This window comes from Streptococcus sp. HMSC067H01, assembly GCF_001814775.1.
GTDB lineage: Bacteria > Bacillota > Bacilli > Lactobacillales > Streptococcaceae > Streptococcus.
This window is the reverse complement of sequence record NZ_KV817781.1, coordinates 1,571-14,925: the sequence shown is the minus strand read 5'-3', so window position 1 is coordinate 14,925 and position 13,355 is coordinate 1,571. Positions and strand designations below refer to the sequence as shown.

General features: G+C 38.4%; 9 protein-coding genes. 8 read left to right on the top strand and 1 reads right to left on the bottom strand.

The genetic code is table 11. The annotated features are described in order from the left end of the window. Positions 1-360 precede the first annotated feature (360 nt). The 6 genes from glgB (at position 361) to HMPREF2987_RS01425 (ending at position 7,965) form a co-directional block, all read left to right on the top strand. Positions 361-2,289: a 1,4-alpha-glucan branching protein GlgB gene (gene glgB / locus HMPREF2987_RS01450; RefSeq protein WP_075229016.1), complete on the top strand. Its 1,929-nt coding sequence runs from the start codon at positions 361-363 to the stop codon at positions 2,287-2,289. Continuing rightward, the gene (locus HMPREF2987_RS01445; protein ID WP_049548463.1) at positions 2,279-3,421 is read left to right on the top strand and encodes a glucose-1-phosphate adenylyltransferase; all 1,143 of its coding nucleotides are present in this window, start codon (positions 2,279-2,281) and stop codon (positions 3,419-3,421) included. The genes glgB and HMPREF2987_RS01445 overlap by 11 nt, the downstream gene beginning before the upstream one ends. Then, entirely contained in the window at positions 3,411-4,550 is a 1,140-nt protein-coding gene (gene glgD, locus HMPREF2987_RS01440) for a glucose-1-phosphate adenylyltransferase subunit GlgD (protein WP_075229015.1), read from the top strand. Before HMPREF2987_RS01445 ends, glgD begins: the two co-directional genes overlap by 11 nt. After that, positions 4,547-5,980, top strand: a complete 1,434-nt coding sequence (gene glgA, locus HMPREF2987_RS01435; protein WP_075229014.1) for a glycogen synthase GlgA — start codon at positions 4,547-4,549, stop codon at positions 5,978-5,980. The genes glgD and glgA overlap by 4 nt, the downstream gene beginning before the upstream one ends. Positions 5,981-6,191: 211 nt before the next feature. After that, positions 6,192-6,833 carry a phosphoserine phosphatase SerB gene (gene serB / locus HMPREF2987_RS01430; RefSeq protein WP_075229013.1) on the top strand — a complete coding sequence of 214 codons (642 nt, stop codon included), beginning with the start codon at positions 6,192-6,194 and terminating at the stop codon, positions 6,831-6,833. Between the two features lie 16 nt (positions 6,834-6,849). Then, positions 6,850-7,965 (top strand): glycerate kinase, encoded by a 1,116-nt coding sequence (locus tag HMPREF2987_RS01425; protein WP_075229012.1) that lies wholly within the window; start codon positions 6,850-6,852, stop codon positions 7,963-7,965. Here HMPREF2987_RS01425 and HMPREF2987_RS01420 read toward each other — a convergent pair. After that, positions 7,962-8,405: a DUF1694 domain-containing protein gene (locus tag HMPREF2987_RS01420; protein WP_075229011.1), complete on the bottom strand. Its 444-nt coding sequence runs from the start codon at positions 8,403-8,405 to the stop codon at positions 7,962-7,964. The genes HMPREF2987_RS01425 and HMPREF2987_RS01420 overlap by 4 nt on opposite strands. A gap of 164 nt (positions 8,406-8,569) precedes the next feature. Between HMPREF2987_RS01420 and eno the strand changes: the two genes are divergently transcribed. Both eno and HMPREF2987_RS01410 read left to right on the top strand, forming a co-directional pair. Beyond that, entirely contained in the window at positions 8,570-9,874 is a 1,305-nt protein-coding gene (eno, locus tag HMPREF2987_RS01415; RefSeq protein ID WP_049531791.1) for a surface-displayed alpha-enolase, read from the top strand. 647 nt (positions 9,875-10,521) lie between these two features. Further along, positions 10,522-13,355 (top strand): mucin-binding protein (locus HMPREF2987_RS01410; protein ID WP_142995342.1); only part of this gene is annotated, 2,834 nt, incomplete at its 3' end.

The following is a 13,355-nucleotide window of genomic DNA, read 5'->3' as shown; positions in this document are numbered from 1 at the left end:
GAATTACCGATTTCTGTCCCACTCTCATTTTTTAGGGGGAAATTCTTGGTTTCTGAATAGTTGCAACCTAAATTGAATGTTATAAACTCTATATTTACGGATTTTCAATATATTTTTCAAAAATATCAGGCTAAAAATTGCTTAAATCCGAATATTTTGTTACTATTATATAAAAATGTAAGAAAATGAAAAGAGGTGAAGATAAATCAGAAAATTAAAATGATTTTCCCAGGACGCATCAGAGAATTGTTTTCAGATTTTCAAAATAATTTTTAAAAATATAGTAATTTACTTGAAACTTCTCTTAAAAGGTAGTATAATAAAAAACAAGAAAACGCTTTCAATTAAAAGGGGGATTAAATGGATAAATTAGAAGCTTTAAGAACTTTTACCAGTGGCGAAAATTTCCATCTTCAACACTATTTAGGAGCGCATCGTGAGGAAAGAGATGGGGAGTATGGCTATACTTTTCGTGTCTGGGCTCCAAATGCGCAAGCTGTCCATCTAGTTGGTGATTTTACTAACTGGATTGAAAATCAAATCCCCATGGTTCGTAATGAATCTGGAGTTTGGGAAGTTTTTACCACTTTAGCTCAAGAGGGACATATTTATAAATATCATATTACTCGTGCTAATGGGCATCAACTCATGAAAATTGATCCCTTGGCAGTTCGTTTTGAAGCTCGTCCAGGTACAGGAGCTGTTTTAACAGAAATTCCTGAGAAAAAATGGAAGGACGGTCTTTGGTTAGCTCGCAGAAAACGTTGGGGATTTTTCGAGAGACCAGTTAACATCTATGAGGCGCACGCAGGCTCTTGGAAGAGAAATCCTGATGGAACACCATATAGTTTCGCTCAACTAAAAGAGGAGCTTATCCCATATCTAGTGGAGATGAACTATACTCACATCGAGTTTATGCCTTTGATGTCTCATCCTCTTGGATTGAGTTGGGGCTATCAGCTCATGGGCTACTTTGCTTTAGAGCATGCCTATGGTCGTCCAGAAGAGTTTCAAGACTTCGTTGAAGAGTGTCACATCAACAATATCGGTGTAATTGTGGATTGGGTGCCAGGTCACTTTACAATCAATGATGACGCTTTGGCATACTATGATGGCACACCAACTTTTGAATACCAAGATCATAATAAGGCTAACAACTACGGTTGGGGAGCACTCAACTTTGACTTAGGTAAAAATGAAGTACAATCTTTCTTGATTTCAAGCATTAAGTTCTGGATTGATTTCTATCACCTAGATGGTATTCGTGTTGATGCCGTAAGTAATATTCTCTATCTAGATTATGACAATGCTCCATGGACACCAAATAAAGACGGTGGTAATCTCAACTATGAAGGCTATTATTTCCTTCAACGTTTGAACGATGTTATTAAGCTAGCTCATCCGGATGTTATGATGATTGCAGAGGAATCTTCTTCAGGAACTAAGATTACTGGTATGAAGGAAATGGGTGGACTTGGATTTGACTACAAGTGGAACATGGGTTGGATGAATGACATCCTACGTTTCTACGAAGAAGATCCAATTTACCGCAAGTATGACTTTAATCTTGTAACTTTCAGCTTCATGTATGTCTTTAATGAAAATTATCTCCTACCATTCTCACATGATGAGGTTGTACATGGTAAGAAAAGTATGATGCATAAGATGTGGGGTGATCGTTACAATCAGTTCGCTGGTTTGAGAAACCTCTACACTTATCAAATTTGTCACCCAGGTAAGAAATTACTCTTCATGGGTAGTGAGTTTGGTCAATTCCTAGAGTGGAAATCCGAAGAGCAATTAGAGTGGTCTAACCTAGAAGATCCGATGAATTCCAAGATGAAATACTTTACATCACAGTTGAATCAGCTTTATAAAGACCACCGTTGTCTTTGGGAAATTGATACAAGCTATGACGGTATTGAAATTATTGATGCGGATAACAGAGATCAGAGTGTTCTTTCCTTTATCCGAAAAGGCAAGAAAGGCGAGATGCTAGTCTGTGTCTTCAATATGGCACCGGTTGAACGACCTGATTTCACAATCGGTCTTCCTGTTGCAGGTATTTATGAAGAAATTTGGAATACAGAGTTAGAACAATGGGGTGGTGTGTGGAAAGAGCATAACCAAACTGTTCAAACTCAAGAAGGATTGTGGAAGGATTATGAGCAGACTTTGACCTTCACCTTGCCAGCTATGGGAGCAAGTATTTGGAAAATCAAACGTCGCATAAAACCTACTAAGAAAGTCGCTAATAAAACTCAAAAAGGAGTAGAAAATGAAGAATGAAATGCTAGCTTTAATCCTTGCTGGTGGGCAAGGAACTCGTCTCGGTAAACTCACTCAAAGCATTGCTAAACCTGCCGTGCAATTTGGTGGGCGCTACCGTATCATTGACTTCGCTCTTTCAAACTGTGCCAACTCTGGTATCCATAATGTTGGGGTTATCACACAGTATCAACCACTAGCTCTCAATAGCCACATTGGTAATGGTTCTAGTTGGGGTCTAGATGGTATTGACACCGGAGTTTCTATCCTTCAGCCCTACTCTGCAAGTGAGGGGAACCGTTGGTTTGAAGGTACAAGTCATGCCATTTACCAAAACATCGACTATATCGACAGCATCAATCCTGAGTATGTTTTGATTCTTTCGGGTGACCATATCTACAAGATGGACTACGATGATATGCTCCAATCACACAAGGACAATAATGCCAGCTTGACAGTTGCTGTCTTGGATGTACCATTAAAAGAAGCTAGCCGTTTTGGTATCATGAATACTGATGCTAATAATCGCATTGTTGAATTCGAAGAAAAACCTGCCCAACCAAAATCAACCAAGGCATCAATGGGGATTTATATCTTTGACTGGAAACGACTTCGCAACATGCTAGTTGCTGCTGAAAAGGCTAACCTAGATATGTCTGACTTCGGTAAAAACGTTATTCCAAACTATCTTGAAACTGGTGAAAGTGTCTATGCTTATGAGTTCAATGGATACTGGAAGGACGTTGGTACTATCGAATCACTCTGGGAAGCAAATATGGAATACATCTCTCCAGAGAATGCTCTAGATAGCCGTAACCGTCAATGGAAAATTTATTCTCGTAACCTTATCGCTCCACCAAACTTCCTTGGAGAATTCGCTCAAGTAGAAGACTCTCTTGTAGTGGACGGCTGTTACGTAAATGGTACAGTGAAACACTCTATTCTTTCTACAACTGCTCAAGTTCGTAAGGGAGCAGAAGTTGTTGATTCTGTCATCATGAGTGGAGCAGTTATCGGTAGAGGTGCTAAAATTACACGTGCAATCATCGGTGAAGGTGCAATTATTGCCGATGGTGTTGAAATTGATGGTACAGAAGAAGTACAAGTAGTCGGATATAACGAAGTAGTGGGGGTAGCAACAGATGAAGATTGATAAATATTCAGCGATTTTAGGAAATACCGTTGGTTTCCATGATATGTCAACCTTGACAAGTAACCGTCCAGTGGCAAGTTTGCCATTTGGAGGAAAGTATCGTTTGATTGACTTCCCACTTTCAAGTTTAGCAAATGCTGGGGTTCGTAGTATCTTTGGAATCTTCCAACAAGATAACATCAGCTCTGTATTTGACCATATTCGTTCAGGACGTGAATGGGGCTTGAATACGTTGCTTAGCCACTACTATCTTGGAATCTACAATACTCGTGTAGAAAGTAGCACTGTTGGTAAAGAGTACTATCAACAACTTTTGACTTACTTAAAACGTTCAGGGTCAGACCAAACAGTATCATTGAACTGTGATGTTTTAGTGAATATCGATCTCAATCAAGTTTTCCATTTGCATAATACAACAAAATCACCGATTACAGTAGTTTATAAGAAATTATCTAAGAAAGATATTTCAGAAGTAAATGCAATCCTTGATATTGATGAAACTGACCATGTGCTTTCTCACAAACTCTTTGATAAAAAATCAGACCAAGAATACTACAACATGTCGACAGATATCTTTGTAGTAGACACTCAATGGTTGATTAAACGTTTAGAAGAAGAAGCTCAAAAAGAATATCCAGAAAAATTACGCTATGTTCTTCGTGATTTGGCAGCAAAAGAAGGTGCTTTTGCATATGAATATACAGGTTACCTAGCAAATATTCATTCAGTAGAAACATACTATCAAGCGAATCTAGATATGCTTGATCAGCATAAATTCTACTCTTTGTTCTCACCAAATCAAAAAATTCATACTAAAGTTAAAAACGAAGAACCTACCTACTATGCATCAGGTTCAAAAGTGAACACATCTCAATTTGCTTCTGGTAGTATCATTGAAGGTGAAGTGGATAAATCTATTATTTCGCGTAATGTTCAAATTCATAAAGATAGCTTGGTTAAAGAGTCTCTTATTTTCCCTCGTGTTGTCATTGGTGAAGGTGCACAAGTCGAGTATGCAATCGTTGATAAGGGTGCTGAAGTAGCTGAGGGAGTTGTCATTCGAGGTACAGCAGAAAACCCTGTTGTCATCAAAAAAGGCGAAAAACTAACAGAGGATGTCCTTTCATGAAAATTTTATTTGTAGCAGCAGAGGGTGCTCCCTTTTCAAAAACAGGTGGATTGGGAGACGTTATCGGAGCACTTCCTAAATCATTAGTAAAAGCTGGGCATGAAGTTGCTGTTATCTTACCCTACTATGACATGGTTGAAGCCAAGTTTGGTGATCAGATCGAAGATGTTCTTCAATTCGAAGTATACGTTGGTTGGCGCAGACAATTTTGTGGAATTAAGAAAACTGTTTTAAACGGTGTGACCTTCTACTTTATCGACAATCAATATTATTTCTTCCGTGGACATGTTTACGGAGATTTCGATGATGGTGAACGTTTTGCCTTCTTCCAACTTGCTGCCCTTGAAGCTATGGAACGTATTGGATTTATCCCTGATGTTCTTCATGCTCATGACTACCATACAGCGATGATTCCTTTCTTGTTGAAGGAAAAATACAGATGGATTCAAGCATATCAAGGTATTAAGACAGTTTTAACCATTCATAATTTAGAGTTTCAAGGTCAATTTTCTGAAAGTATGCTTTGGGACTTGTTTAGAGTTGGTTTCGAACGTTATGCTGATGGAACTGTGAGGTGGAATGATTGCCTTAACTGGATGAAGGCAGGGATTCTCTATGCAGACCGTGTATCAACTGTGTCGCCAAGCTATGCTTATGAGATTATGACTACAGAGTTTGGTTGCGGTATTGATCAGATTCTACGAATGGAGTCTGGTAAAGTTTCAGGTATTGTGAATGGTATTGATACAGATATTTACAATCCACAAACGGATGCCTTGTTAGATTACCACTTTGATAAGACTGATTTGTCAGGAAAGGCGCAAAATAAAGCAAAACTTCAAGAAAAAGTTGGTCTTCCTGTTCGTCCGGATGTCCCATTGATTGGTATTGTATCTCGCTTAACTCGTCAAAAAGGTTTTGATGTAGTAGTTGAAAGTTTGCATCGTATGCTTCAAGAGGATATTCAAATCGTCCTCTTGGGAACTGGAGATCCAGGATTTGAACAAGCCTTCTCTTGGTTTAGTCAAGTGTTCCCAGAAAAACTTTCTGCCAATATTACTTTCGATGTGAAATTAGCTCAAGAGATTTATGCAGCATGTGATATTTTCCTCATGCCAAGTCGTTTTGAACCTTGTGGGCTTTCACAAATGATGGCCATGAGATATGGGACCCTTCCTTTGGTAAATGAGGTAGGTGGTCTTAGAGATACTGTACAAGCCTTTAATCCAATTGATGGAACAGGTACAGGCTTTAGCTTTAATAACCTAACTCCATATTGGCTCAACTGGGCATTGCAAACCGCTTTTGACGTTTATCACAACCATACTGACGTTTGGAAAAACATGCAAGTTCAGGCTATGGAATGTGATTTCTCTTGGGATACAGCCTGCAAGTCCTATCTTGATTTGTACCACAGCCTAGCAAATTAAATAGTTAAAAGGCGGTAGGACAGAAATCGATAGACAAAGTCTCGATTTCATAGTCCCAGCCCCGCGAGGATGATTAGGAGCTTTTTGGAGTCTAAAAGACGAACAAAAAGTTCAATCAGCAACCGCGTCAAAGTTTGATTGCTAATAAAAAGTGAGGTCGGGATCTTTTGTCCCAACCTCTTTTTTGAAATGAAAAAAGTAAGGAAGTTATATGAATAAAGCTAGAGGGCTCTGTGTACTGGATGTGGATGGTACTCTAATCGAAGAGGAAGTCATTGATTTGTTAGGGAAAGAAGCAGAGTGTGAAAATGAAGTAGCTCTACTGACTGCCCAAGCTATGAGGGGAGAACTAGATTTTGAAGAAAGCCTGAGAAAACGTGTTTCTTTATTAAAAGGACTATCTGTCGATAAATTTGAACATCTTTATACACAGGTTCATTTTAGCAAGAATGCTCAAGAGTTCGTTAAAATTCTTCAAAAACATGATATTGAGGTCGGTCTAGTTTCAGGTGGATTTATACCTATTGTCGAAAGACTGGCGACTGAAATTGGTATTAGGCTAATTGCTGCAAATCGTCTTGAAGTAAAGGATGGATTTTTGACAGGAAAACTTGAAGGAGAGATCATTACTAGGGAAGTCAAAGAAGAGACACTGATAAGATGGACCGAAGAACTAGACCTTCCTATTGAGAGGACCGTAGCTATCGGAGATGGGGCTAATGATTTAGCAATGTTAAAGAGAGCTGGAATCGGCATTGGCTTCTGTGCCAAAGCAATAGTGAGAGAGGAAATTCCCCTTCAAATTGAAGAAAGAGATTTCTCAAGTGTATTGAAGCTGATAGATTTATTTTGATTAGAAAGGAGAGTGTATGAAAATTGTAATCGCACCAGATTCTTTTAAAGAGAGTCTCCCTGCAAATAAAGTGGCAGAAACGATTAAAGGAGGCTTGAAAAGATCCTTACCCGATTCAGAGTTTCTACTTTTACCTGTTGGCGATGGAGGGGAAGGAACAGTGGATGCCATTAAAAATTCACTTGGTCTTGTAGAAAAAACTGCTTTAGTGACAGGTCCCTTTGGAGATGAGGTTCAAATGACTTATGTTCAAAGAGGAGAACTTGCTCTGTTCGAGGTGGCCGATTTAGTTGGGCTTGCTAAAATTCCCATTGAAAAACGAAATCCCCTGAAGATTCAAACAAAGGGGATTGGTCAACTGATTCTGCATTTAATAGAGCAAGGAATGAAAGAAATCTATATCGGAGTCGGTGGTACATCCAGTAACGATGGTGGAATTGGTATTGCTTCAGGACTTGGTTACCAGTTCTATGACAAAAATGGGGATGAACTTCTAGCTACTGGTCAATCCTTGTTTGAAATTACTGATATCTCAAAGGAGAAAGTTATATCTATTCCTTCAGATGTACAAATTAAAATTTTAGCAGATGTGACAAATTCACTCTGTGGGCCACACGGTGCCACTTACACATTTGGGAAACAAAAAGGATTAGATCCAACTCAATTTCATGAAGTTGATTCTGCTATTGAAAACTTCTATCGTAAAGTTGCCCCTGAAATCTTAAAGCTGGAAGGAGCTGGAGCAGGCGGCGGTATTGCAGCTGGCTTATGTGCTTTTGCTGGAGCAACAATTGTATCTGGTATTAACACTTGTTTAGATCTAATCTGTTTTGATCAGAAAGTTGCGGATGCGGATCTTGTCATCGTTGGTGAAGGTAGGTTAGACTCTCAAAGTTTATCTGGTAAGGCTCCAATCGGAGTAGCAAAAAGAACACCAAATGGTGTTCCAGTTATTGCTATTTGTGGGAGTCTATCAGAGGATTTACCACCCTTACCATTTGAAAATCTCGTTGCAGCCTTTTCTATCTTAGAAAAAAGTGAACCACTGGAAGAGAGTCTGAAAAAGGCAACAGTCTATTTAGAAAATACAGCGGCAAACATTGGTCAGATCTTAGCTTTGAAGAAGAATTAACCAAACCACTTTTTCCAAAAAGAAGTAGGAGCTTTGGTCTCTTTCTCTTGCCACAAGTCTGGAAAGGCCTTTTTAAGGTCTTTTTCATTTATTTGAACAGGGGCATCACTATGAATAATCAAGCCAAAAGGGGATGAATTGTGATCTTCTGAAACGATAGTCGCTTGGCAGTCAGCATCTTTGGCTTGTTTTAAATAATAGACCTGTTTTTCAAATACTACTTGAGGAGAAATCTTGACAAACAGAGGTTCAGTTTCATTTTTTAGACTAGCTAAAATAGATACATAACCCTTATAAAAATTATCATCATTAGCTGTTTCTAGGTCTGCATAGCCAAGGACACGTTCCTCAAAAGTGCCGAGAAAACGTCTCTGTTCATCTGGATTTAGTTTAAGCCCACCATGAGCCTTTTCTAGGATTTGTTTTGATACATCAGTCATAAAAATAGTATATCATAAAATAAGGGAGAAAACAGATAAAAGAAAGCGATTACTTTATAAACTTAAGGAAAATTTGCACAAAGATAACGTTTTTCCTTGAAAAAGGTGTCTTTTTAAGGTATCATAGAGGTGTAAAAAATTTAACTCAATAAGGAGAGTAAAAAATGTCAATTATTACTGATGTTTACGCTCGCGAAGTCCTAGACTCACGCGGTAACCCAACACTTGAAGTAGAAGTTTACACTGAATCAGGTGCTTTCGGACGTGGTATGGTTCCATCAGGAGCTTCTACTGGTGAACACGAAGCAGTTGAACTTCGTGATGGTGACAAATCTCGTTACGGTGGTCTTGGTACACAAAAAGCTGTTGACAACGTAAACAACATCATCGCTGAAGCAATCATCGGCTACGATGTACGTGACCAACAAGCTATCGACCGTGCTATGATCGCACTTGACGGTACTCCTAACAAAGGTAAATTGGGTGCAAACGCAATCCTTGGTGTGTCTATCGCTGTAGCTCGTGCTGCTGCTGACTACCTTGAAATCCCACTTTACAGCTACCTTGGTGGATTTAACACTAAAGTTCTTCCAACTCCAATGATGAACATCATCAACGGTGGTTCTCACTCAGATGCTCCAATCGCTTTCCAAGAATTCATGATCGTACCTGCTGGTGCACCAACATTCAAAGAAGCTCTTCGTTGGGGTGCTGAAATCTTCCACGCACTTAAGAAAATCCTTAAAGGCCGTGGTCTTGAAACAGCTGTAGGTGACGAAGGTGGATTCGCTCCTCGTTTCGAAGGAACTGAAGACGGAGTTGAAACTATCCTTGCTGCTATCGAAGCTGCTGGTTATGTTCCAGGTAAAGACGTATTTATCGGATTTGACTGTGCATCATCAGAATTCTACGATAAAGAACGTAAAGTATACGACTATACTAAATTCGAAGGTGAAGGCGCTGCTGTTCGTACTTCTGCAGAACAAATCGACTACCTTGAAGAATTGGTAAACAAATACCCAATCATCACTATCGAAGATGGTATGGACGAAAACGACTGGGATGGATGGAAAGCTCTTACTGAACGTCTTGGTGGTAAAGTTCAATTGGTTGGTGACGACTTCTTCGTAACAAACACTGCTTACCTTGAAAGAGGTATCGCTGAAGGCGCTGCTAACTCAATCCTTATCAAAGTTAACCAAATCGGTACTCTTACTGAGACATTCGATGCTATCGAAATGGCTAAAGAAGCTGGTTACACTGCTGTTGTATCACACCGTTCGGGTGAAACTGAAGATTCAACAATCGCTGATATCGCAGTTGCAACTAATGCAGGTCAAATCAAGACTGGTTCACTTTCACGTACAGACCGTATCGCTAAATACAACCAATTGCTTCGTATCGAAGACCAACTTGGTGAAGTAGCTGAATACCGTGGATTGAAATCATTCTACAACTTGAAAAAATAAAATAGTTCAGTGAACTATTTTATCCCGAACCTTGAAAATCAAAAGTTCGGCCGTTGATTTAACAACGTTTTAAGCCCCTCGGATTTTATCCGAAGGGCTTTTTTTGATGAGAGGTAAAGCGGGTGGTCTTTAGGTAAAAACTTTCATAGTATGAGTGTAAGAAATAAAATAGTCTAAATAAATGATAGCTAAAAATTAACTAGCTTTCTTGTAACAGCTAGAGTGTATAATTTCTATAAAATTAAATAATAATATCACTAAGAATATAGGTTCAAATAAATAGTAACAATTAACTATGTATGATAAGTAAACAAATTTATTTTGAGAGATTATCAAGACACGTTACTTTAATCAACTTTTATAAACTGGGTCTCTAATTGTATTTATATATATTAATCATTTGACATTGTTATTACTCTGTTATTCTAACAGAAGATAAAAAATAAACCCAATATCTGATGTTAGAAAATTTCCAGACAAAGAAAACAAGAACATTTAAAAAGTGTAAAGATAATCTTATTATAAATTGCATTCTATCAACTATTTATAAAAATTCGTGCTATTATGTTTTGATATTTGAAAATAATTTGATATACTAGCTATGGTGTGTATGGTTTTTTCATACATCAAAAGAAGGAGGCAATTTAATGAAAATTAAAAGAAGACAACAAGCTGATTTTCGAACCGAGAAATATACTCGTTTTGGTATTCGAAAGTACAGTTTTGGAGTTGCTTCAGTTGCAATTGCAACTGGATTGATGTTTCTTGGTAGCGGAGCTGTTTCAGCTAATGAACTCACTTCACAAGGAGCTGGAGACCAGGCTATTATTGAAAAAAACGAGTCTGATTCACTTAATGAAAAGCAGAAAAGTGAATCAACCTATGAAGCACCTGCAGTGATTCCAGCTATGGATTCAAAAGAATCTCAAAGTCCAGAAAATAGTAAGGAAACTCAACCAATGCCATCTGAGTCAACAACAAATCCAGTTGTGGATGGTGCTGTAGTAGATTCATTTGAAAAAGTTGCTAATCAACTAGATAAAGCTAATTTAGAAGATAGAAGTACATCTACTGATACTGCTGCATCTTTGAGACGAACTCGTCGAGATCTTGATTCTAGTGCAGTAGTAAAAGAGGGAGGTGTTAGTATCACACCTCCGAAAGAAAATACCTCAAGCGACTCGTCACATCCGAATGGATATGATAAATCTACTAAGTATCATGATGGTAGTGATGGCTGGTATACTTTTGTTCAGTTGGATCAACAAGGCAGACATCCACAGTTCTCTTATGTTAATTCGTTTGATGGTTATGTGGTTATATCTTCTAAGTCAGATCGAACACCAAATGGATATACGACTGATGGTACTGTGAAATTAGAATTTTATAACCGTAATAATGAGTTGCAACAAGAGATTATCATGGATAAAAATACTAATTCAAGTGAATTTGTGTATAAGTATAAAAAGCGTGACCAGAAAATACTGATTAATCGAAATGCTGATTCGATTTCTATTGGTGATATGCCAGTTACTGCTAAGACCTCTAAACAGGCGGCCAATTTTAATATCTTGTATAACGGTCCAGAAATTTCAACTAAACAAGGCCAAGGTATTTTTTATGCAGATGGATGGTTAATCCCTACAAATAATTCAGTTACAGTAAGTTTTAAGGATAAAGATACTAAAAAGGAATTGGTTCCTTCCTATACCCTTAATGGTTTAACGGGTATGCGCTTTGATACAACTGCAGCAGAGCTGAAAGGATATGAACTAGTTGATAAAGAAATTGTTGGTGCACCAAATGGATATATTTCTCCTTGGAAACAAGTGGGTGATAGCTTTACAAAAATAACTCAACCTAACCTCGAGATTAAATATACATTACTGAACATGGATGGAACTATGAAGGCGGAAGTCTACTATAGTGGTAATAAGATTCATGAAACAACTCTAAGAAAAGGTGAAACAACTGAGTATAATGGTACTGCAGCTAATAAGCGTCCTTATGTACAACGTTTAGAAAATCCATTTATAACAGCAACAAATGAAATTGTTTACTACTATAAAGCGGTTGCTCCAGTAGAAAATGATGTGACGAAATCAACTAAACAAACAGTAACCTTTGAAGGAGCAGGTGATAAGACTCCAACTGCTAAAGTTCAAAACGACTTCACCTTTACTGGTAAAGAAAAAAATGGTTCGACAACATGGGATCGACCTAGTCACACTTATGGGAAAGAAATAGTTCCAGTAGTTACAGGTTACTATGCCGATAAGAAGGAAGCTGGATCTAAGACAGTTACTCCAGATCAACCAGAAGTTACGGATAAGGTTACTTATAAACCACTTGGTAAGATCATCCCAGTTGATGAAACCAATACACCAATTCCAAGTGCACCAACTCCACAGTACAACAACGATCCACAAGATCCAACTAAGGGTGGCGAGACTCTAACTCCGGTAATTCCAGGTTATGTGACAGAAGTTCCAAATGTAACTCCATCTAACCCAGGAGTTGATACACCTGTTATCTACCGTAAGGCAGAACAAAAAGCTATTATCAAATACATTGATACAAGCGCTAATGATAAGGAGTTAGCAAAAGATGCAGTCTCTGGTAAATCAGGTGAAGCAATTAACTACTCAACTGAAGCTAAGATTGCTGAATTTGTTAATAAGGGTTACAAACTTGTAGAAGATGGATTCAAAAAGGCAACTGAAGGTCAAAAGAAATTTGATAGTGATGCATCAACAGATCAAGAATTCGTAGTTAAGTTAGCACACGATGAAACTCCAGTTGGACCAAATAACCCACATAAACCAACAGAACCAATCAATCCAAATGATCCAGACAGTCCAAACTACCCTGCGACAGATCAATGGAAGAAAGATGTAACGTCAACTGTTAAGTATGTGGTATCAGACGGTAAGGCAACTGCCCCAGCTGACAATGTTCAAAATGCACAATGGACACGTACCTTAAATCTTGATAAAGTTACAGGTAAAGTTCTTAACCCTGATGCACCATGGACAGCGAATAAGGCTAACTATGATGCAGTTCCAACACCAGGATTGACAGGTTACTACGCTGATAAAGGAAGTGTTGCTTCTAAGACAGTCACTCAAGAAAATCTTGAAGAAACTGTCACTTACAAGCCACTTGGAAACTTGGTTCCAAAACCAGAGACACCAAATGATCCAAACTTCCCATCAACACCAGAAGTGAGGTATCCAAATAATCCAACGGATCCAACCAAACCAGGTAAGCCAGTTGTGCCTAATGTACCAGGCTACAAACCATACTTGCCAGATCCAAACTATCCAAGCAAACCAGGTGAACCAGGTAGACCAGTAGAACCAGGTAAGGAGCTTCCAAATCTTCCAACAGATCCAGGTGGCAACACCCCAATCATCTACGTACCAATCGCAAATGATGTGAAGAAAGCAACTAAACAAACGGTAACGTTTGAAGGAGCAGG

Coding starts and splice junctions, on each gene's coding strand:
- glgB (WP_075229016.1), top strand. CDS start 361: ATGGATAAATTAGAAGCTTTAAGAACTTTTACCAGTGGCGAAAATTTC.
- HMPREF2987_RS01445 (WP_049548463.1), top strand. CDS start 2,279: ATGAAGAATGAAATGCTAGCTTTAATCCTTGCTGGTGGGCAAGGAACT.
- glgD (WP_075229015.1), top strand. CDS start 3,411: ATGAAGATTGATAAATATTCAGCGATTTTAGGAAATACCGTTGGTTTC.
- glgA (WP_075229014.1), top strand. CDS start 4,547: ATGAAAATTTTATTTGTAGCAGCAGAGGGTGCTCCCTTTTCAAAAACA.
- serB (WP_075229013.1), top strand. CDS start 6,192: ATGAATAAAGCTAGAGGGCTCTGTGTACTGGATGTGGATGGTACTCTA.
- HMPREF2987_RS01425 (WP_075229012.1), top strand. CDS start 6,850: ATGAAAATTGTAATCGCACCAGATTCTTTTAAAGAGAGTCTCCCTGCA.
- HMPREF2987_RS01420 (WP_075229011.1), bottom strand. CDS start 8,405: ATGACTGATGTATCAAAACAAATCCTAGAAAAGGCTCATGGTGGGCTT.
- eno (WP_049531791.1), top strand. CDS start 8,570: ATGTCAATTATTACTGATGTTTACGCTCGCGAAGTCCTAGACTCACGC.